The following is a 21,437-nucleotide window of genomic DNA, read 5'->3' on the forward strand; positions in this document are numbered from 1 at the left end:
TCAGCTACTCTTCCTCGTTCACACGATCTCGCAACTCCTTACCCGGCTTGAAATGTGGTACGAACTTCCCATCCAGCCGGACTGATTCGCCAGTCTTGGGATTACGCCCCACTCTCGGAGCACGGAAATGCAGGGAAAAACTACCGAACCCTCGTATTTCAATACGATCGCCAGTCGCCAATGCTTGGGACATCTGCTCCAGCATGGTCTTTATAGCGAGCTCGACATCCTTAGAGGAAAGCTGGCCCTGATGGGTGACGATACGTTCGATCAACTCCGACTTGGTCATGGTTTTTCCCTTCTATATCAAGCGGCTAGATCAGCACCGGATGGTTTTAGCACGCAACCAGCTCTTTGACCAGCCCTGCAGGGACAGACAAAAGCAACGCAACAAAAAAGGCGGCCTAGGCCGCCTTTTTTGCTGGGGAAATCAGGACTTAGCCCTGGCTCTCCATTTGAGCGCGGATCAGATCACCAATGGTGGTCGGACCAGTGCTTTCGGATTCCTGCTTACGCAGTTCCTTCATTGCGTCTTTCTCGTCGTCCACGTCCTTAGACTTAATGGACAGGCTGATGACGCGGCTCTTACGGTCGATGCTGATGATCTTGGCTTCGACTTCTTCACCTTCCTTCAGCACGTTGCGAGCATCTTCAACGCGGTCACGGCTGATTTCAGAGGCTTTCAGGACGCCTTCGATATCGTTGCCGAGGGAAATTACAGCGCCTTTGGCGTCAACTTCCTTGACAGTGCCACGGACGATGCTGCCCTTCTCGTTCAGAGATGCGTAGTTGGAGAACGGATCGTCTTCCAGTTGCTTGATGCCCAGGGAAATGCGCTCGCGCTCCGGGTCAACGGAGAGGATGACGGTTTCCAGCTCGTCGCCCTTCTTGAAGCGGCGTACGGCTTCTTCGCCAACCTCGTTCCAGGAGATGTCGGAGAGGTGAACCAGACCGTCGATGCCACCTTCAAGACCGATGAAGATACCGAAATCGGTGATCGACTTGATGGTGCCGGAGATCTTGTCGCCCTTGTTGAAGCGGCTGGAGAAATCTTCCCACGGGTTGGATTTGCACTGCTTGATACCCAGGGAGATACGACGACGCTCTTCGTCGATATCCAGAACCTGAACTTCCACTTCGTCGCCGACCTGAACGACCTTGGACGGGTGGATGTTCTTGTTGGTCCAATCCATCTCGGACACGTGCACCAGGCCTTCTACACCTTCTTCCAGCTCGGCGAAGCAGCCGTAGTCGGTCAGGTTGGTGACGCGAGCCATGACGCGGGTGCCTTCCGGGTAACGGGCCTTGATGGCAACCCACGGATCTTCGCCCAGTTGCTTCAGACCCAGGGAGACGCGGTTGCGCTCACGGTCGAACTTCAGGACCTTGACGTCGATCTCGTCACCAACGTTGACGATTTCGGACGGATGCTTGATGCGCTTCCACGCCATGTCGGTGATGTGCAGCAGACCATCTACGCCGCCCAGGTCAACGAATGCACCGTAGTCAGTGAGGTTCTTGACGATACCCTTGACTTGCTGGCCTTCCTGCAGGGATTCCAGCAGAGCTTCGCGCTCGGCGCTGTTCTCGGCTTCGAGGACGCTGCGACGGGAAACGACAACGTTGTTGCGCTTCTGATCCAGCTTGATGACCTTGAATTCGAGCTCTTTGCCTTCCAGGTGAGTGGTGTCACGCACCGGACGCACGTCGACCAGGGAACCCGGCAGGAACGCACGGATGCCATTGACGTCGACAGTGAAGCCACCTTTGACCTTGCCGTTGATAACGCCCTTGACCACTTCTTCGGCAGCGAAAGCCGCTTCCAGAACAATCCAAGACTCGGCGCGCTTGGCTTTCTCGCGGGACAGCTTGGTTTCGCCGAAGCCGTCTTCCACAGCATCGAGCGCAACGTGCACTTCGTCACCGACCTTGATGGTCAGTTCGCCCTGCTCGTTGTAGAACTGCTCGACCGGGATGACACCCTCGGACTTCAGGCCGGCATGAACGGTGACCCAGTCACCATCGATGTCGACCACGATGCCGGTGATGATCGCACCGGGCTGCATGTCGAGGGATTTCAGGCTTTCTTCAAAAAGTTCTGCAAAGCTTTCGCTCATGTTGATTCCTGTTGATCAAGGGCGAGAATTCGCCCAAAGCCACACTCCAGACAATGTGGGTTTGTTCATATAAAAAGAGTCTTGCGGGACTTTAGACTGGTCTTCCCGCATGCCTCTCTGGGTTACCCGGCGAGATCGCGAGCTGCGACTTCGCTGAGAATACGCTCCAGCACCTGCTCGATCGAGAGATCGGTGGAATCCAGCAGGATCGCATCGGGCGCCGGTTTAAGCGGAGCCACCGCACGCTGCGTATCGCGCTCGTCACGTGCGATTATCTCGTCAAGTAGACTCGGCAGATTAACATCCTCGCCTTTGCCCTTCAACTGGAGATAGCGGCGTCGCGCGCGCTCCTCCGCGCTTGCGGTGAGGAATATCTTGAGTGGCGCCTCGGGAAATACGACGGTCCCCATGTCACGACCGTCCGCAACAAGGCCGGGGGACTCACGGAACGCACGCTGGCGCTCCAGCAGCGCATCGCGAACCGCCGGCAAGGCTGCCACCTGGGAAGCGCCCGCCCCTACCACCTCGGTTCGGATCACATTGGACACATCTTCGCCTTCGAGCACGATGCGCTGGCTGCCATCAGCCGCGGAAAGGAACTGCACGTCCAGATGAGCCGCCAGAACCGTCAGCGCTTCCTCATTGGTGAGGTCAACACCGTGGTTGCGCGCAGCAAATGCCAAGAGGCGGTAAAGCGCGCCCGAATCGAGCAGATTCCAGCCCAGGCGCCTGGCCAGCAAGCCACACAGGGTGCCTTTGCCGGAGCCTCCCGGGCCATCGACGGTTATGACAGGTACGCCACTCATCATTTGCCCTCTTCCGCTACGCGGATTCCGACCTGCGAAGCCAGCCCAAGGAAGTTCGGGAAGGAGGTCGCCACGTTCGCGCAGTCATGGATTCGGATCGGAGCCCCGGCGCGGAGCGACGCCACCGTGAAGGACATGGCGATACGATGGTCGCCATGCGCCCAGACTTCACCACCGCCCATCGGGCCACCTTCGATGACGATACCGTCCGGGGTCGGCTCCGCCTTGACGCCCAGGATCTGCAGGCCATCGGCCATGACCTGGATACGGTCGGACTCCTTGACCCGCAACTCTTCCGCACCACGTAGCACGGTACGTCCCTCGGCGCAGGCAGCCGCGACGAAGAGCACCGGGAACTCATCAATGGCCAGGGGCACCAGGTCTTCGGGAATATCAATGCCCTTGAGCTTGGCTGCCCGAACGCGGATATCGGCAACCGGTTCGCCACCTACCACGCGCTGATTTTCCAGAGTGATGTCGCCACCCATCAGCTTGAGGATATCGATCACCCCGGTACGGGTCGGGTTGATGCCAACATGCTCGAGCAGCAGCTCGGAACCTTCGGCGATGCTCGCCGCCACCAGGAAGAAGGCAGCGGAGGAAATATCGGCAGGCACCTCGATCTTGCAGGCCGTGAGCTTGTGACCGCTCTCCACGCTTGCGGTATTGCCTTCCACCTTCACCGGATAACCAAAGCCCTGGAGCATGCGCTCGGTATGATCACGGGTAGGAGCCGGCTCGGTAACGGCGGTCTCCCCGGCGGCATACAGGCCGGCAAGCAGCAGGCAGGACTTCACCTGGGCGCTGGCCATGGGCATGTCGTAGCTCATCCCGGTCAGGCGCTGGCCACCGCGGATGGTCAGCGGCGGGCGCCCCTCAGGGCCGGTTTCGATCACCGCCCCCATTTCGCGGAGCGGCTTGGCCACGCGATTCATCGGGCGCTTGGAGAGAGAGGCATCACCGGTCAGGGTGGTGTCGAACGGCTGGGCCGCCAGCAGACCGCTGAGCAGACGCATGGAAGTGCCGGAGTTACCCAGGTAGAGAGGACCCGGCGGCGATTTGAGACCATGGAGGCCAACACCATGGATGGTCACACGACCATGGTGAGGGCCTTCGATGACGACGCCCATGTCACGGAAGGTCTGCAGCGTCGCCAGGGCGTCCTCACCTTCGAGGAAGCCTTCCACCTCGGTGGTTCCTTCGGCCAGGGAGCCGAGCATGATCGACCGATGGGAAATGGATTTGTCGCCAGGAACGCGAATACGGCCGGAAATTTGGCCACCGGGCTGGGCAAGGTAGATCAGATCGTTATTGTGCATGGCGTCCACATAGGCCCTGCGGGCCAGGATTTTGCTGAAATGCTCGCGGGCGAAGCGGGCGCGGGTGAACACGCCCAGCAACTCATGCCCATCCCCAGCGTCGACCGCAGCGCGCAGCGCGTCGAGGTCGGCGCGAAATACGTCCAGGATCCGCAGCACGGCCTCGCGATTGGCGAGAAAGATGTCGTGCCACATCACCGGATCACTGCCGGCGATCCGCGTGAAATCACGGAAGCCGCCAGCGGCGTAACGGAAAATCTCCAGGTTCTCGCTGCGCTTGCCGAGCGAATCGACCAGGCCAAACGCCAGCAGGTGCGGCAGATGGCTGGTCGCAGCGAGCACTTCGTCGTGGTGCTCGACATCCATGTGCTCAACATCGGCGCCCAAGGCACGCCAAAGCTGGTCGACCTGCTCCAGGGCTGCCGGGTCGGTATTCTCTGCCGGCGTTAGGATCACCTTGTGACGACGGAACAGACCCGCGTTGGCCGCTTCCACCCCGCTCTTCTCCGAACCCGCGATGGGGTGACCGGGGACGAAACGCGCCGGCATCTGGCCGAACGCCAGGCGTGCAGCGCGTACCACATTGCCCTTGGCACTTCCCACATCGGTCAGCACGGCCTTTCCAAGGTCAAGCGCGGCCAACTGCCCCAGCAGTTTCTCCATGGCCAGTATCGGCACCGCCAACTGGATCACCTCAGCCCCGCGACAGGCGGCATCCAGATCGCTCTCGCAGCGATCCACCACCCCTGTCTCGACGGCGATGCGGCAGGACTCCGGATCCTTGTCCACGCCCACCACCTCGGCAAACACCCCCTTCTCGCGCAAACCCTTGGCGAAAGATCCGCCAATGAGGCCGAGCCCAATCACCACCAGGCGCCCGAAGATAGGAGCCCCCCGTTGCAGGGTCATGACATCAGGCACGGGCGAGCACCTTCGCCAGCGCCTCCAGGCAACGGGCGTTTTCCGCCGGCAGACCAATGGAGACACGCAAGAAGGTGGGCATGCCATAGCCCCCCACCGGGCGAAGGATCACACCCTCGCGCAGCAAGGCGGCATTGATGGGGGCAGCGTCACGACCGAAGTCGACTGCGATGAAGTTGCCCTTGGAAGAAATCCACGTCAGACCCAGGGCGCGGAACCCCTCTTCCAACTGAAGCATGCCGGCATCGTTGATCCGGCGGCTTTCAGCAAGGTAATCAGCATCGTCCAGCGCTGCGCAGGCCGCTGCCAGGGCCAGACTGTTGACGTTGAAGGGCTGGCGCACGCGGTTCAGCACATCGGCCACCTGGGCACTGGAAAGACCGTAGCCGACCCGCAGGGACGCCAGGCCATAGGCCTTGGAGAACGTCCGCGAGACCAGCAGGTTCGGGTAGCGCGCCAAGTAATCGAGACCATCGGGCAACTCGTCGCCCTCGGCGTACTCGATGTAAGCCTCGTCCAACACCACCAGAACGTTTTCCGGCACCTGGGCGAGGAAGCTCTCCAGGGCAGCAGGGCCGAACCAGGTGCCGGTGGGATTGTTGGGGTTAGCGATGAAGACGACGCGGGTGTTGGCGTCGATGGCCGCCAGCATGGCCGGCAGGTCATGGCCAAAACCCCGGGCCGGAACCACCTTACCGACAGCACCCACTGCCTGAGTGGCGATGGGATAGACGGCAAAGGCGTACTCACTGAACACGGCATTCAAGCCAGGCGCCAGGTAGGCCCGGGCCACCAGATCGAGAATGTCGTTGGAGCCATTGCCGAGGGTCACCTGGGCCGGCATAACGCCGCAGCGTTCGGCCAGGCGGCGCTTCAGCTCGAAGCCATTGCCATCGGGGTAACGGGTCAGCTCGGCCAGTTCGGCACGAATGGCATCGAGAGCCTTGGGGCTCGGGCCGAGAGGATTCTCGTTACTGGCCAGCTTGACGATGCCGGACGGATCAAGGTCGAGCTCGCGGGCCAACTCATCCACCGGCTTGCCGGGCACATAGGGTGAAAGTTTCTGCACGCCCGGCTGAGCAAGGGCAAGGAAGTCACAGGACATAGCTGCACGCCTCAAGCTTTGGACCACAAGCCGGAAGCCACGCGCCGGATCTGTTCAGCAAGAGGCTTGCGGCCTGTGACCGTCGATTCAGAGAACCGCTTTGGGATAGGAACCGAGCACCTTCAGTGCCACGGCCTCCTGATTGATCTTCTCCAGCACGTCCTTGATCAGCGGATCGCGGTGGTGGCCAACGAAGTCGATGAAGAAAACGTAGGTCCACTTGCCACTGCGTGACGGGCGGGTCTCGATGCGGGTCAGGTCGATGCCGTTGTTGTGGAACGGCACCAGCAGCTCGTGGAGCGCCCCCGGCTTGTTGCGCATGGAGACGATGACCGAGGTCTTGTCGTCGCCGGTGGGCGGCACTTCCTGGTTACCGATGATGAGGAAACGCGTGGAATTGTCCGGGCGGTCCTCGATCTTCTCGCACAGTTTGGTCAGCCCGTAGAGGCTGGCCGCCATGTCGCCGGCGATGGCGGCAGAGTTCCACTCGCTCTTCACCCGCTTGGCCGCATCGGCATTGCTCGAAACCGCCACGCGCTCGACGTTGGGGTAGTGAGCATCCAGCCACTTGCGGCACTGCGCCAGGGACTGGGCATGGGAGTAGATGCGGGTGATGTTGTCGGTCTTGGTGTTCTCACCCACCAGCAGGTGATGGTGGATGCGCAGCTCAACTTCACCGCAGATCACCATGTCGTGCTCGAGGAAGCTGTCCAGGGTGTGGTTGACCGCACCCTCGGTGGAGTTCTCCACCGGTACGACACCGAAGTTGACTGCACCGGCAGCCACCTCGCGGAACACCTCGTCGATGGCGGCCATCGGCGAGCTGATCACCGCATGGCCGAAATGCTTGAGGGCAGCCGCCTGGGTGAAGGTGCCTTCCGGCCCCAGGTACGCCACCTTGAGGGGCTGCTCCAGGGCCAGGCAGGAGGACATGATCTCGCGGAACAGCCGCGCCATTTCCTCGTTATCCAGCGGCCCCTGGTTACGCTCCATGATGTGCTTGAGCACCCAGGCCTCGCGCTCGGGGCGGTAGAAGACCGGCTTCTCGCCCTCCGGCAAGGACGCCATCTTCACTCGCGCCACATCCTGGGCGCAGCGGGCACGCTCGCTGATCAGCTCGAGGATCTTCTCGTCAAGGCTGTCGATGCGCAGACGCAGGGCCTTCAGTTCCTGGTCGGACATCACGCGCGCTCCTTCTCGAACTCCGCCATGTAGGCCACCAGGGCCTCGACCGCATCCAGGCCCACGGCGTTGTAGATGGAGGCACGCATGCCGCCTACGGAGCGATGGCCCTTGAGGTTGAGCAGGCCACGGGCATCGGCGCCGGCGAGGAAGTCCTTGTCCAGGCGCTCGTCAGCCAGGCGGAACGGCACGTTCATCCAGGAGCGGGCATTGTGCGCAATAGGGTTGGTGTAGAAGTCGCTCTTGTCGATGTAACCGTAGAGCAGGTCCTTCTTGGCCTTGTTGCGCACCTCCATGGCCTCGACGCCACCCTGCTCCTTCAGCCACTCGAACACGAGGCCCGAGAGGTACCAGGAGAAGGTCGCCGGCGTGTTGTACATGGAGCCGTTATCGGCCGCGATCTTGTAGTTGAGCATGGTCGGGCAGGACGAACGGGCACGGCCCAGCAGGTCCTCGCGCACGATCACCACCACCAGGCCGCTGGGACCGATGTTTTTCTGCGCGCCGGCGTAGATCAGGCCGAAACGAGAAACGTCCAGCGGGCGGGAAAGAATGTCGGACGACATGTCCACCACCAGCGGTACGTCGCCAACCTCCGGAACCCAGTCGAACTGCAGACCGCCGATGGTTTCGTTGGAGGCGTAGTGCAGGTAGGCAGCGTCCTTGGACAGCTGCCACTCGTTCTGGCCAGGAATGGCGAAATAGTCGTAGCACTTGGCACTGGCCGCGACGTTGACGCGGCCGAAGCGGCTGGCCTCTTCAATGCTCTTCTTCGACCAGATGCCGGTCTCGACGTAGTCGGCCACACCGTTCTCGGGCAGCAGGTTCAGCGGAATCTCGGCGAACTGCTGGCTGGCGCCGCCCTGGAGGAACAGCACCTTGTAATTGGAGGGAATGGACAGGAGGTCGCGAAGATCCTGCTCGGCCTTCTCGGCAATGGCCACGTAGTCATCACTGCGATGGCTCATCTCCATCACGGACAGGCCCTTGCCCTGCCAATCGAGGAGTTCGGCCTGGGCACGTTGCAGTACAGCGTCCGGAAGCGCGGCGGGGCCGGCGCAGAAGTTATAGGCTCGCTTGCTCACATCCATTCTCACTGGGTAGCGCGAGGGCATCGGCGCCCTCGCAGGTTTTTCTTCTACCGAACGGACGGGCCGGCGAAGGCCCGCCCTTGCCACACTTACTCGTCAGCGGCCTGCTCGGCGTCACCCTCGACGCCCTCAACCGCGGCCACGGCCTCATCATCAAGGCCTTCGATCACGTCGTCCTCGCCATCGTCAGAAGGCTCCTGGACGCGCTCGAGCCCAACCAGCGTCTCATCCTTGGCGAGCTTGATCAGGGTCACACCCTGGGTGTTGCGCCCGGAGCTGGAGACTTCGTCGACGCGGGTACGTACCAAGGTGCCCTGGTCGGAGATCAGCATGATTTCCTCGCCGTCCTGCACCTGGATGGCGCCGACCAGCTTGCCGTTGCGCTCGTTGGAAACCATGGCGATGACGCCCTGACCACCGCGCCCACGGCGGGGGAACTCACCCAGGCGAGTGCGCTTGCCGTACCCGCGCTCGGAGGCGGTCAGGATCTGCGCATTGGCTTCCGGGATCAGCATGGAGATCAGGCGCTGGCCTTCCGGCAGGCGCATGCCGCGCACGCCACGGGCATTACGGCCCATGATGCGCACGAGTTTTTCCTTGAAGCGGATGACCTTGCCACCATCGGAGAACAGCATGACTTCCTTGGCACCGTCGGTAATGGCCGCAGCGATCAGGGTGTCACCCTCTTCCAGCTTCAGCGCGATCAGACCCGCACTGCGCGGACGGCTGAACTGCACCAACGGGGTCTTCTTCACGGTGCCGAAGGCGGTGGCCATGAAAATGTAGGCCCCGGTGGGCTCGTCGTTGGCCAGCTCGGTCTCGCCGTCGTCAGCGCCTTCGCTGGCGGCTTCCGGCTCGACTACTTCACCCTCGATCACCACGCCATCGGCTTCGTCCAGGTCCTCGTCGCTGCCGCTCTGCTGCAGCGCTTCCAGGTCGATCTGGAGCATCGCGGTGATGCGCTCGCCTTCGTCCAGCGGCAGCAGGTTCACCAGCGGGCGACCACGCGCAGTACGGGACGCCTCGGGAATCTCGAACGTGCGCAGCCAATAGACCTTGCCCTTGCTGGAGAACAGCAGCAGGGTCGCATGGCTGTTGGCGACCAGCAGGTGTTCGATGTAGTCCTCGTCCTTCACGCCCGTGGCGGACTTGCCCTTGCCGCCACGGCGCTGGGCCTGGTAGACGGCCAGCGGCTGGGACTTGGCGTAGCCACCATGGGAAATGGTGACGACACGCTCTTCCTCGGTGATCAGGTCAGCGATGGTCAGGTCGACCTGGGACGCGACGATCTGGGTGCGACGGGCATCGCCGAACTCGGCCTTCACCTTCTCCAGCTCTTCGCGGATGACCTCCATCAGACGCTCGGGGTTGGTCAGGATGCGGATCAGCTCGCCGATCAGGTTGAGGATTTCCTGGTACTCGGACAGGAGCTTCTCGTGCTCCAGGCCGGTCAGACGGTGCAGGCGCAGCTCGAGAATGGCCTGGGCCTGCTCGGGGGACAGGTAGTACTTGCCATCGCGCAGGCCGTATTGCGGCTCCAGGTCCTCGGGGCGGCAGGCATCGGCACCGGCGCGCTCGACCATGGCTTCCACGGCGCTGGATTCCCAGGCGGTGGCGATCAGGCGCTCCTTGGCTTCGGCCGGGGTCGGCGAGGCCTTGATCAGCTCGATCACCGGGTCGATGTTGGACAGCGCAACGGCCTGGCCTTCGAGGATGTGCCCACGCTCACGCGCCTTGCGCAGCTCGTAGACGGTACGGCGGGTCACCACTTCACGGCGGTGACGGATGAAGACCTCGAGCATGTCCTTGAGGTTCATCGTGCGCGGCTGGCCATCCACCAGCGCCACGGCGTTGATGCCGAAGACGCTCTGCATCTGGGTCTGGGCATAGAGGTTGTTCAGCACCACCTCGCCCACTTCGCCACGACGCAGTTCGATCACCACGCGCATGCCGTCCTTGTCGGACTCGTCACGCAGTTCGGTGATGCCCTCGATCTTCTTCTCCTTGACCAGCTCGGCGATCTTCTCGATCAGACGCGCCTTGTTCAACTGGTAAGGCAGCTCGGTGACGACGATCTGCTGGCGACCGCCGCCCTTCTCCATGTCCTCGATCTCGGCGCGGGCACGGATGTAGATACGACCACGACCGGTGCGATAGGCCTCGATGATCCCCGCGCGGCCGTTGATGATGCCGGCGGTGGGGAAGTCGGGGCCCGGGATGTACTTCATCAGGTCGTCGACGGAAAGCTCCGGGTTCTCCATCAGCGCCAGGCAGCCGTCGATGACTTCGCCCAGGTTGTGGGGCGGGATGTTGGTCGCCATGCCCACGGCGATACCGCTGGAACCGTTGACCAGCAGGTTCGGGATCTTGGTGGGCATGACCGCCGGGATCTGCTCGGTGCCGTCGTAGTTGGGCACCCAGTCCACGGTTTCCTTGTCCAGATCGGCCAGCAGCTCGTGGGCCAGCTTGGCCATGCGCACTTCGGTGTAACGCATGGCGGCCGCGTTGTCGCCGTCCACCGAACCGAAGTTGCCCTGACCGTCCACCAGCATGTAGCGCAGGGAGAAAGGCTGGGCCATGCGCACGATGGTGTCGTACACGGCAGTATCACCGTGGGGGTGGTACTTACCGATCACGTCACCGACCACACGGGCCGACTTCTTGTAGGGCTTGTTCCAGTCGTTGCCCAGTTCGCTCATGGCAAAGAGGACACGACGGTGGACCGGCTTCAACCCGTCACGCGCGTCCGGCAGGGCGCGACCGACGATCACGCTCATCGCGTAATCGAGGTAGGACTGTTTCAGCTCGTCTTCGATATTGACCGGGAGGATTTCTTTGGCCAGTTCACCCATGAGAAGCCTGATTCCTTTTTCTGATGAAACCCCGCGCCATCCGTCCTGAACGAGGCGGGGTCCGCCGCCCGGCCAGCACCAGGACGACACGAAAAATCAAAGAGTTACGCCGGGATCGCGCGGATGCGACCGCCCCGGCGAGGGGAAGCGCTAGAACTGGCGGAGGTTACCACAATCCCCACCCGGCAGGCAGCCCCGCCGGGCATGGGCAAAACGCCTCAGTGCAGGCGCTTGCGGCACATCAGTTGGGCCATTTTCTCGGCATCAGGGCGCTCGACGATGCCGCGCTCGGTCACGATGACATCGATCAGGTCGGCCGGCGTCACGTCGAACACTGGATTCACGGCCTCGACATCCGCCGCAATGCGCACCCCGCCCACTTCCAGCAGTTCACTGCCAGCACGCTCCTCGATCGGGATGTCTTCGCCGCTTTCCAGCCCCATGTCGATGGTGGAGCTGGGCGCTACCACCATGAAACGCACACCGTGATGCATCGCACACACAGCCAACTGGTAGGTGCCGATCTTGTTGGCCACATCACCATTGGCCGTGATGCGATCCGCCCCGACAATCACCCAGGTGATACCCCCCACCTTCATCAGGTGAGCAGCCGCCGAGTCGGCGTTCAGGCGCACCGGCACGCCCTCATTCACCAGCTCCCAGGCCGTCAGACGGGCCCCCTGCAACCAGGGGCGAGTCTCATCGGCGTAGACCCGCTCCACCAACCCCTCCAGGTGAGCCGCACGGATAACCCCCAGGGCCGTACCGAAACCACCGGTCGCCAGGGCACCGGCATTGCAATGGGTCAGAAGTGCCTGGGGCGCCCCCTGGTGACGCCGGATCACCTCCATCCCCAGTTGAGCCATGGTCAGGTTGGCCTCGCGATCACTCTCATGGATCGCCACGGCCTCGATCTCCAGCACCACCAGCGGATCCTCCGTATCCTTCAGGCGCTCAAGGCGATCACGCATGCGGTTCAGCGCCCAGAACAGATTGACCGCCGTAGGGCGCGAGCCTGCAAGAAGCGCAAAATCCTCCTCCAGCGCCTGGCGCCAGTCACCACCGGCCGCCAACCGCTCACGCACTCCCAGCACCACGCCATAGGCTGCACTGATGCCAATGGCCGGCGCACCACGCACCACCATGTCGCGAATGGCCTGAGCCACACCCGCAGCGGAGTCGTAGGACAGCCAGATTTCCTCACGCGGCAGGAGCCGTTGATCGATCAGCCGCAGGACGCCGTCCCGCCACTCGATGGCCGTGACCTTCTCGGCCGCCAACAGTCGCTCACGCATGCCACACCTCACCCCAGTCAACTTCGCGAAAAACTGCGGATTATAGCGATGCAGGGGCGGTCTGGCTTGGCTATTCGGGTATACTCCCGCGATATTTTCCGCGCCCAGGACGCGCCACCATGCCTCACGCCCGCCTCCCCCTCGACCTGCTCCTGCTGCCCACCTGGATCGTCCCGGTAGAGCCCGCCGGCGTCGTGCTTTCCCACCACGCCCTCGGGGTGCGCGACGGCCGCATCGCCCTGATCGCCAAGCGCGAGGAAGCTCTGGCCCATCCAGCCCGCGAGGTCATCGAACTGCCCGGCATGCTGCTCGCCCCCGGCCTGGTGAATGCCCACGGCCACGCCGCCATGTCGCTGTTCCGTGGCATCGCCGACGACCTGCCGCTGATGACCTGGCTGGAGAAGCACATCTGGCCGGCCGAGGCCCGCTGGGTCGACGAGGACTTCGTCCGCGATGGCACCGAGCTGGCCATCGCCGAGCAGATCAAGGGCGGCATCAGTTGCTTCTCCGACATGTACTTCTTCCCCTCGGTGGCCAGCGAAGCCATGCACGGCGCCGGCATCAAGGCGCAGATCACCATCCCGGTGCTGGACTTCCCCATCCCCGGCGCCCACGACGCCAGCGAAGCCGTGCGCCGTGGCCTGGAGCTGTTCAGCGACCTCAAGCACCACCCCCGCCTGAAGGTCGCCTTCGGCCCCCACGCCCCCTACACCGTCAGCGACGACAAGCTGGAGAACGTCCGGGTACTGGCCGAGGAACTGGATGCCGGCATCCACATGCACGTGCAGGAAACCGCCTTCGAAGTGCAGCAGAGTCTTGAGCAGCGCGGTGAGCGCCCCATGGCCCGCCTGGCCCGCCTCGGCCTGCTCGGCCCGCGCTTCCAGGCCGTGCACATGACCCAGATCAGCGATGACGACCTGGCCCTGCTGGTAGAAAGCAACGCCAGCGTCATCCACTGCCCCGAATCCAACCTCAAGCTGGCCAGTGGCTTCTGCCCGGTGGAGCGCCTCTGGCTCGCGGGTGTCAACGTCGCCATCGGCACCGACGGCGCCGCCAGCAACAATGACCTCGACCTGCTGGGGGAAACCCGCACCGCCGCCCTGCTCGCCAAGGCCGTCGCCGGCTCCGCCACCGCCCTGGACGCCCACCGCGCCCTGCGCATGGCCACCCTCAACGGCGCCCGCGCGCTGGGCATGGAGGCGGACACAGGCTCCCTGGAACTGGGCAAGGCTGCCGACATGATCGCCGTCGACCTCAGCGGGCTGGCCCAGCAGCCGGTCTACGACCCGGTATCGCAACTTATCTATGCCACCGGGCGCGATCGCGTCCGGTACCTGTGGGTGGACGGCAAGCCGCTGCTGGAAGACGGCCGCCTCACCCGCCAGGACGAAGACCGCCTGATCGCCACCGCCCGCCAATGGGGCCAGCGCATCGCCGGTCACTGAATTACGTTTGATAAAGGTGTTCACCATGAGCAACGTCGATCACGCCGAAATCGCCAAATTCGAGGCCCTCGCCCACCGCTGGTGGGACCGCGAAAGCGAGTTCAAGCCACTGCACGACATCAACCCCCTGCGGGTCAACTGGATCGACGAACGCGTCCAGCTCGCCGGCAAGCGCGTGCTGGACGTCGGCTGCGGCGGTGGCATCCTCAGCGAGGCCATGGCCCAGCGTGGCGCCACCGTCACCGGCATCGACATGGGCGAAGCACCCCTGGCGGTGGCCCAGTTGCATCAACTGGAATCCGGCGTCCCGGTGGAGTACCGCCGCATCACCGCCGAGGAGCTGGCAGCCGAGATGCCCGGCCAGTTCGACGTCGTCACCTGCCTGGAGATGCTCGAGCACGTTCCCGACCCCGCCTCGGTGATCCGCGCCTGCCACACCCTGGTCAAACCCGGTGGCCAGGTGTTCTTCTCCACCATCAACCGCAACCCCAAGGCGTACCTGTTCGCCATCGTCGGCGCCGAATACATCATGAAGCTGCTGCCGCGCGGCACCCATGACTTCAAGAAGTTCATCCGCCCGTCCGAGCTGGGCGCCTGGAGCCGCGCTGCCGGTCTGGCCGTGAAGGACATCATCGGCCTGACCTACAACCCGCTCACCAAGCACTACAAGCTGGCCAACGACGTCGACGTCAACTACATGGTCCAGACCCTGCGCGAGGAGTGACGACCATGCGACTGCGAGCGGTTCTCTTCGACATGGACGGCACCCTCCTCGACTCGGCGCCGGACTTCATCGCCATCTGCCAGGCCATGCGCGCAGAGCGCGGCCTGCCGCCACGGGACGAGAAATCGATCCGTGACGTGGTCTCCGGCGGCGCCCGCGCCATGGTTGCAACCACCTTCGAGATGGACCCCGAAGCCCCCGGCTTCGAAGCCCTGCGTCTGGAGTTCCTCGAACGCTACCAGCAGCACTGCGCCGTGCTCACCCGTCCTTTCGACGGCATCGAGCCGCTGCTTGCCGATATCGAGGCCGCCAAGCTCATCTGGGGCGTGGTGACCAACAAGCCGGTGCGCTTCGCCGAACCGATCATGCAGCAGCTTGGTCTGGCCCAGCGCTCGGCCGTGCTCATCTGCCCGGACCACGTGACCAACAGCAAGCCCGACCCGGAGATGCTCCACCTCGCATGCAGCCAACTGGGGCTGGAGCCGGCCAGCGTGCTGTTCATCGGCGATGACCTGCGCGACATCGAATCCGGTCGCGCCGCTGGAACGCGCACCGCCGCAGTCACCTACGGCTACATCCACCCCGACGACAACCCCCACCACTGGGGAGCCGACGTGGTGGTTGACCACCCGCTCGAGCTGCGCGCCATTCTCGACCGCGCACTCTGCAACTGCTGACCGGCGGGGGCCTGCCACGCAGCGACCCCATGCCCTGCCTTCTCATTGCCTGAAGCGAGCACCCGCAGCGCTTCGAAGGAGTCCAAGATGTTCCAGTATTCCGCCCGCCCCGACCTGCTGAAGGACCGCGTCATCCTCGTGACCGGCGCCGGTCGCGGCATCGGAGCCGCCGCCGCCAAGACCTTCGCCGCCCATGGCGCCACCGTCCTGCTGCTGGGCAAGACCGAATCCCACCTCAACGAGGTGTATGACGCCATCGAAGCCGCCGGCCACCCGCAGCCGGGCGTCATCCCCTTCAACCTGGAGACCGCCCAGCCGCACCAGTTCGACGAACTGGCCGCCCTGGTGGAGCGTGAATTCGGCCGCCTCGACGGGCTGCTGCACAACGCCTCCATCCTCGGCCCACGTACACCCATCGAGCAGTTGTCCGGCGAGAACTTCATGCGCGTCATGCAGGTGAACGTCAACGCCATGTTCATGCTCACCAGCACCCTCCTGCCCGTGCTCAAGCTCTCCAGCGACGCCTCGGTGGTGTTCACCTCCAGCAGCGTAGGCCGCAAGGGTCGCGCCTACTGGGGCGCCTACGCCGTCTCCAAGTTCGCCACCGAGGGCCTGATGCAGGTCCTCGCCGACGAGCTGGACGGCATCGCCAACGTCCGTGCCAACAGCGTCAACCCGGGCGCCACCCGCACCAGCATGCGCGCCCTCGCCTACCCCGGCGAGAGCCCCACCAACAATCCGGAACCCGAGGCCATCATGCCGGTCTACCTCTACCTCATGGGGGCGGACAGCACCGGCATCAACGGCCAGGCATTCGACGCACAGTAAGACCTTCCGGCGGCGGCCATCCAACCGCCGCCATCGCCCTGCCATTAAACCGGCGCACCCCTCCGCAACAGGCATCAAATTGCCATCTCGCCCGTCAGACAACCGGCAACGCCTTGCCACCCCACCACTCTAGAAGCGCATAAGCGGCTGATAGAAAAGGGGTTTCCCAAGGAATGTGAAACCTGGCACGGAAATAGCCTTAGGTCGGATGTCGTCGCTCGAAGCGTCAGAGGTTTCGCCAAATGGCTCACCACACGCCCACCAACACCATTGATTTCGATGCCGCCAAGCTCCAGCGCCTGGGCTATAACACGCCCACTCCGCTGCAGCCGCCGCGCCAGGTCACCCTGCTGGAGCTGCGCCGCCAGCTGACCCTGCAGCTGCAGACCAGCCTGGAAGTGGACCGCATCCTCGGCAGCTTCTTCCGCGAGGTGCAACGCCTGGTACCGCTGGACGCGCTGGCCTACGCGCACCAGGGCAGCGATCTGCGCCTGGAATTCGGCGAGCGTGCAGCCCACTCCGCCGGCTATCGCCTGACCCATGAGGGCGAGTACCTGGGCGAGCTGGTGTTCCGCCGTCGCCAGCGCTTCGAAGAGGCCGAACTGGCGCAGCTCGAATCCCTACTGGCCTGCCTGCTGTTCCCGTTGCGCAACGCGCTGCTGTACCGGACCGCCGTGCAGTCCGCCCTGCGCGACCCGCTGACCGAGACCGGCAACCGCATCGCCATGGACCAGGCCCTGCAGCGCGAGGTCGACCTGTCGCGCCGTAACCAGCAGCCGCTGTCGGTGCTGATGCTGGACATCGACCACTTCAAGCGCATCAACGACCAGTACGGCCACGGCACCGGCGACGAAGTGCTCAAGGCCGTGGCCACCACCTTGAAAGGCCGCCTGCGCAACGTCGACATGGTGTTCCGCTACGGCGGCGAAGAATTCCTCATCCTCCTCTCCAATACCTGCCGCGAGGCCGCTGCCATGGTGGGCGAGCGCCTGCGTCTGAGCGTGATGGAGATCCAGCACCTGGTGGCCGGCCGGCCGATCGAGCTGTCCGTCAGCCTGGGCTGCGCCACGCTGCTGCCGGCCGAGTCGGTGCAGAGCCTGCTGCGCCGCGCCGACAACGCCCTCTATGTCGCCAAGCGCGACGGACGCAACCGCCTTTCCATGGCTGGCTGATCCAGACGGCGGACATGAAAAAGGGGCTCATCGAGCCCCTTTTTCATTGCCTGTAACCCAGCGTCAGCGCTTGCGACCAAAGCCCGGGCGCTGGCCTTCGCCGGCCGGCGGATTGCTGCGGCGGCTCACCGGACGCTGCGGCTTGGGCTTGCGCTGCGGGCGCTCGGCGACTTCCACGGCATCACCCTGGGGGCGGGCCGGGCGCTGCGGCTTGCGACCGGAATCCTTCGGACGCTCGGCGATCGGCGTGCCACGCGACTCGCCACGCCCAGCCGGACGGGGCGCACGGGCCGGACGCTCAGCCCCCTCACCGCGCGGACGGCTCGGGCGCTCGGCCTTCTCACCACGCGGGGCGCGTACCGGACGCTCATCACCCTCACAACGGGTCGGACGCGGCGAACGCACCGGGCGCTCCGCACCTTCGCCACGGGGACGGCTCGGACGCTCGGCTTTCTCGCCACGGGGCGCACGAGCCGGACGCTCGTCCCCCTCGCTGCGGGCGGGACGCGAGCGCGGTGCCACCGGCTTGGCGGACTTGCGCTGCATGCGCTCCAGCTTCTCGCGGGACTTGGCCTTCATGGCCGGCAGGGCCACCGGGCGCAGGCCGACTTCCTCGCTGAGGATGTCCACTTCCTGCTGGCCCATCTCGCGCCAGCGCCCCATGGTCAGGTCGGAGGTGATGAACACCGGGCCGAAGCGCACACGCTTCAGACGGCTCACCACCAGGCCCTGGGACTCCCACAGGCGACGCACTTCACGGTTGCGGCCTTCCATCACCACGCAGTGGTACCAGTGGTTGAAACCTTCACCGCCCGGGGCTTCCTGGATGTCGGTGAACTTGGCCGGGCCGTCTTCCAGCATCACGCCGTTCTTCAGGTTCTCCAGCATCTCCTCGGTGACCTCGCCGCGCACGCGCACGGCGTATTCGCGGTCCATCTCGTAGGAGGGATGCATCAGCCGGTTCGCTAGCTCACCGTCGGTGGTGAACAGCAGCAGGCCGGTGGTGTTGATGTCCAGGCGGCCGACGTTGATCCAGCGGCCGGAACGCAGGCGGGGCAGGCGCTCGAAGACGGTGGGGCGGCCTTCCGGGTCGTCGCGGGTGCAGACTTCGCCTTCGGGCTTGTTGTAGATCAGCACGCGGCGGACGCTCTCGGCCTCTTCCTCGCGCTTGAGCAGGCGGCCATCGACGCTGATGGCGTCATGGCTGTCGACCCGCTGGCCGAGGGTGGCAGCAGCGCCGTTGACCTTGACGCGGCCTTCGGTGATCCAGGCCTCGATGTCGCGGCGCGAGGCCAGCCCCATGCGGGCCAGGACCTTCTGCAGCTTTTCCCCTGCGGGGCTGTAATCGTCTTCGTTCATCTGGGCACCTCCCGGTGTATCGCTCGAAAAAGGTCGCGCATCATACGCGGCGGTAGTCACTGAGGCTAGCCAGACCTGGCCGGGCCGTCAGCCTTTGCGCCGGCCGGTCGCCTGCAGCGCCAGCAGACGCAGGTCGGCTTCGGCCAGCACCACCAGGCGCTCGCCCTTGTCCAGCTTCTTCCAGGCCTTGATCTCGCGGCGGGTGCGGCCGCAGCCCCGGCAGACATCGTCGGAAAACTGGCACACGCCGATGCAGGGGTCCTTCATCAGGTCACCTCAGTGCAGGGTCTCGCCTTCGTCGGCGAGGGGCGTGTCCTCATCCTCCACCTCATCGGCCGGGGCAGGCTCGTCATCAGGCGGCAGCAGGTCGTCGAAGTCGGTCTTGAGCCCCTCCTCCATGGTGTCCAGCTCGGCCAGCAGGCTGCGGAAGCTGACTTCCTCGCGGGGCTCGCCGGCAGGCTCATCGCCCAGTGCTGCGTCCGCACGGGCCTGCAGGTCGGCCGGCACCGGCGCCTCGTCATCCAGGGCCAGCTCGGGCTCCGGCTCCAGTTCGCGCAAGGCAGCCAGGGGTGGCAGTTCGTCGAGGTTGCGCAGGTTGAAGTGGTCGAGGAAGGCCTTGGTGGTGGCAAACATCGCCGGTTTGCCCGGCACGTCGCGGTAACCCACAACGCGAATCCACTCCCGCTCCATCAGTGTCTTGACGATCTGGCTGTTCACCGTGACGCCGCGGATGTCCTCGATCTCACCCCGGGTGATGGGTTGCCGGTAGGCGATCAGCGCCAGGGTCTCAAGCAATGCGCGGGAATAGCGCTGCGGCCGCTCCTCCCAAAGACGCCCGACCCAGGGTGCAAAGCGCTCGCGCACCTGGAGGCGGTAGCCCGAGGCCACCTCCTTCAGCTCGAAGGCACGGCCATTGCAGGACTTGGCCAGCACGGCGAGGGCGTCGCGGATCTTCGACAGCTCCGGGCGCTCGGCTTCCTCGAACAGCTCAGCGATCCGCTCCAGCGACAGGGGCTTGCCGGCGGCCAGCAGAAAGGCTTCGAGCAGGGAAGCCAGCTCCTTGGTGTCGTTGAGGTTCATCGGTCACTCGGCTCGGGCACGGACATGGATGGGCGCGAAGGGCTCATTCTGCACCAGTTCAACTAGTTGTTCCTTGATCAGTTCGAGCACCGCCATGAAGGTGACCACCACCCCCAGCCGCCCCTCCTCCGGGGCGAACAGGTGGACGAACGGCACGAAACCGCCCCCCTTGAGACGCTCCAGCACCTCGCTCATGCGCTCGCGGGTGGACAGCGCCTCGCGGGTGACCTGGTGGCTCTCGAACATGTCGGCCCGGCGCAGCACCTCGGCCATGGAGAGCAGCACTTCCTCCAGGCTCACATCGGGCAACAGCTTGCGCGCCCGCGCCTCGGGCGCATCCACCCGCGGCACGATGAGGTCGCGCCCCACTCGGGGCAGGGTGTCCAGGCCCTCGGCGGCCTGCTTGAAGCGCTCGTACTCCTGCAGGCGGCGGATCAGCTCGGCGCGGGGGTCTTCCTCTTCCTCCTCGCTCTCGCCGGAGCGCGGCAACAGCATGCGCGACTTGATCTCGGCCAGCATCGCCGCCATCACCAGGTACTCGGCGGCCAGCTCCAGGCGCACCGACTTCATCAGCTCGACGTAGCCCATGTACTGGCGGGTGATCTCCGCCACGGGGATGTCGAGGATGTCGATGTTCTGCTTGCGAATCAGGTAGAGCAGCAGGTCCAGCGGGCCCTCGAAGGCTTCGAGGAACACTTCCAGGGCATCCGGCGGGATATAGAGGTCGACGGGAAGTTCAGTGACCGCCTGGCCATAGACCAGCGCGAACGGCAGCTCCTGCTGGGCCCCGGCCTGAGGATCGACGCCCGTCGGCTCGCCGCTCACGCCTCGGCGTCCGCCAGGAACGGGGTGGGGTCGCCACAACCGACGCGAACGATGCTCGGTTCACCTTCGGACAGGTCCACCACGGTGGAGGCTTCGACGCCGCCGTAGCCACCGTCGATGATCAGGTCCACGTGGTGCTCAAGCGCCTGGCGCATCTCGTAGGGGTCGCTCATGGGCTGGGCCTCGCCGGGGAGAATGAGCGACGCGCTCATCAACGGCGCCCCCAGTTCGGCCAGCAATGCCAGAGCGATCGGGTGGTCCGGCACCCGCAGGCCAATGGTGCGGCGCTTCGGGTGCATCAGCATCCTCGGCACCTCGCGAGTGGCGTTGAGGATGAAGGTGTAGGGGCCGGGGGTATGGGCCTTGAGCAGACGGAACGCTGCCGTATCGACCTTGGCGAACAGCCCGAGCTCGGACAAGTCGCGACAGACAAGGGTGAAATTGTGCTTGTCATCCAGGCGGCGAAGGCGGCGGATGCGTTCGACCGCCGACTTCTCGCCGATGAGACAACCGATGGCGTAGGAGGAGTCGGTCGGGTAGACGATCACACCGCCGCCCCGGACGATCTCCACCGCCTGCTTGATCAGGCGGACCTGAGGATTTTCCGGGTGGACCTGGAAGAACTGGCTCACATGGGCT

The 21,437-nt window shown here is 64.4% G+C and carries 19 protein-coding genes; 5 read left to right on the plus strand and 14 right to left on the minus strand.

Annotated elements, in window-relative coordinates:
* Positions 1-4: 4 nt before the first annotated feature.
* From ihfB to mtnA, 9 genes are all read right to left on the minus strand, one after another.
* Positions 5-289, minus strand: a complete 285-nt coding sequence (gene ihfB / locus A9G05_RS10635) for an integration host factor subunit beta (RefSeq protein ID WP_069560939.1) — start codon at positions 287-289, stop codon at positions 5-7.
* A 148-nt stretch (positions 290-437) separates the two neighbouring features.
* The gene (rpsA, locus tag A9G05_RS10640; RefSeq protein WP_069560940.1) at positions 438-2,117 is read right to left on the minus strand and encodes a 30S ribosomal protein S1; all 1,680 of its coding nucleotides are present in this window, start codon (positions 2,115-2,117) and stop codon (positions 438-440) included.
* Between the two features lie 122 nt (positions 2,118-2,239).
* Positions 2,240-2,926, minus strand: coding sequence for a (d)CMP kinase (cmk, locus tag A9G05_RS10645; RefSeq protein ID WP_069560941.1), 687 nt, complete (start codon positions 2,924-2,926; stop codon positions 2,240-2,242).
* Positions 2,923-5,151: a bifunctional prephenate dehydrogenase/3-phosphoshikimate 1-carboxyvinyltransferase gene (locus A9G05_RS10650; protein WP_069560942.1), complete on the minus strand. Its 2,229-nt coding sequence runs from the start codon at positions 5,149-5,151 to the stop codon at positions 2,923-2,925. The genes cmk and A9G05_RS10650 overlap by 4 nt, the downstream gene beginning before the upstream one ends.
* 4 nt (positions 5,152-5,155) lie before the next feature.
* On the minus strand, positions 5,156-6,268 hold the full coding sequence (gene hisC, locus A9G05_RS10655) for a histidinol-phosphate transaminase (protein WP_069560943.1): 1,113 nt from the start codon (positions 6,266-6,268) through the stop codon (positions 5,156-5,158).
* Positions 6,269-6,355: 87 nt separating this feature from the next.
* Positions 6,356-7,450, minus strand: coding sequence for a prephenate dehydratase (pheA, locus tag A9G05_RS10660; protein ID WP_069560944.1), 1,095 nt, complete (start codon positions 7,448-7,450; stop codon positions 6,356-6,358).
* Positions 7,450-8,535: a 3-phosphoserine/phosphohydroxythreonine transaminase gene (gene serC / locus A9G05_RS10665; RefSeq protein ID WP_069561013.1), complete on the minus strand. Its 1,086-nt coding sequence runs from the start codon at positions 8,533-8,535 to the stop codon at positions 7,450-7,452. Before serC ends, pheA begins: the two co-directional genes overlap by 1 nt.
* A 95-nt stretch (positions 8,536-8,630) precedes the next feature.
* Positions 8,631-11,393, minus strand: a complete 2,763-nt coding sequence (gyrA, locus tag A9G05_RS10670) for a DNA gyrase subunit A (RefSeq protein WP_069560945.1) — start codon at positions 11,391-11,393, stop codon at positions 8,631-8,633.
* A 218-nt stretch (positions 11,394-11,611) separates the two neighbouring features.
* Entirely contained in the window at positions 11,612-12,688 is a 1,077-nt protein-coding gene (gene mtnA / locus A9G05_RS10675) for an S-methyl-5-thioribose-1-phosphate isomerase (protein WP_069560946.1), read from the minus strand.
* A 119-nt stretch (positions 12,689-12,807) separates the two neighbouring features.
* Here mtnA and A9G05_RS10680 point away from each other — a divergent pair, with 119 nt between their 5' ends.
* The 5 genes from A9G05_RS10680 (at position 12,808) to A9G05_RS10700 (ending at position 17,534) form a co-directional block, all read left to right on the plus strand.
* The gene (locus A9G05_RS10680) at positions 12,808-14,133 is read left to right on the plus strand and encodes a TRZ/ATZ family hydrolase (protein ID WP_069560947.1); all 1,326 of its coding nucleotides are present in this window, start codon (positions 12,808-12,810) and stop codon (positions 14,131-14,133) included.
* A gap of 25 nt (positions 14,134-14,158) precedes the next feature.
* Complete coding sequence (ubiG, locus tag A9G05_RS10685; protein ID WP_069560948.1) at positions 14,159-14,857, plus strand: bifunctional 2-polyprenyl-6-hydroxyphenol methylase/3-demethylubiquinol 3-O-methyltransferase UbiG; 699 nt, start codon at positions 14,159-14,161, stop codon at positions 14,855-14,857.
* The gene (mupP, locus tag A9G05_RS10690) at positions 14,854-15,534 is read left to right on the plus strand and encodes an N-acetylmuramic acid 6-phosphate phosphatase MupP (protein WP_170832293.1); all 681 of its coding nucleotides are present in this window, start codon (positions 14,854-14,856) and stop codon (positions 15,532-15,534) included. The genes ubiG and mupP overlap by 4 nt, the downstream gene beginning before the upstream one ends.
* Before the next feature lie 87 nt (positions 15,535-15,621).
* Positions 15,622-16,362, plus strand: coding sequence for a YciK family oxidoreductase (locus tag A9G05_RS10695; RefSeq protein WP_069560950.1), 741 nt, complete (start codon positions 15,622-15,624; stop codon positions 16,360-16,362).
* Positions 16,363-16,604: 242 nt separating this feature from the next.
* Positions 16,605-17,534 (plus strand): GGDEF domain-containing protein, encoded by a 930-nt coding sequence (locus tag A9G05_RS10700; RefSeq protein ID WP_069560951.1) that lies wholly within the window; start codon positions 16,605-16,607, stop codon positions 17,532-17,534.
* 63 nt (positions 17,535-17,597) lie between these two features.
* On the opposite strand, the gene rluB is transcribed toward A9G05_RS10700, so the two are convergent.
* The 5 genes from rluB to A9G05_RS10725 all read right to left on the minus strand — a co-directional run bounded on the left by rluB (position 17,598) and on the right by A9G05_RS10725 (position 21,430).
* Complete coding sequence (gene rluB, locus A9G05_RS10705; RefSeq protein ID WP_069560952.1) at positions 17,598-18,893, minus strand: 23S rRNA pseudouridine(2605) synthase RluB; 1,296 nt, start codon at positions 18,891-18,893, stop codon at positions 17,598-17,600.
* Between the two features lie 87 nt (positions 18,894-18,980).
* Positions 18,981-19,160 (minus strand): DUF1289 domain-containing protein, encoded by a 180-nt coding sequence (locus A9G05_RS10710; RefSeq protein ID WP_044408754.1) that lies wholly within the window; start codon positions 19,158-19,160, stop codon positions 18,981-18,983.
* Between the two features lie 9 nt (positions 19,161-19,169).
* Positions 19,170-19,973 carry an SMC-Scp complex subunit ScpB gene (gene scpB, locus A9G05_RS10715; RefSeq protein ID WP_069560953.1) on the minus strand — a complete coding sequence of 268 codons (804 nt, stop codon included), beginning with the start codon at positions 19,971-19,973 and terminating at the stop codon, positions 19,170-19,172.
* A 3-nt stretch (positions 19,974-19,976) separates the two neighbouring features.
* Positions 19,977-20,675: a ScpA family protein gene (locus tag A9G05_RS10720; protein WP_165665613.1), complete on the minus strand. Its 699-nt coding sequence runs from the start codon at positions 20,673-20,675 to the stop codon at positions 19,977-19,979.
* Positions 20,676-20,794: 119 nt separating this feature from the next.
* Positions 20,795-21,430: an L-threonylcarbamoyladenylate synthase gene (locus A9G05_RS10725; protein ID WP_069560955.1), complete on the minus strand. Its 636-nt coding sequence runs from the start codon at positions 21,428-21,430 to the stop codon at positions 20,795-20,797.
* Positions 21,431-21,437 lie beyond the last annotated feature (7 nt).

It is taken from the genome of Pseudomonas sp. ENNP23 (genome assembly GCF_001728945.1).
In the GTDB taxonomy this organism is placed as follows: domain Bacteria; phylum Pseudomonadota; class Gammaproteobacteria; order Pseudomonadales; family Pseudomonadaceae; genus Metapseudomonas; species Metapseudomonas otitidis.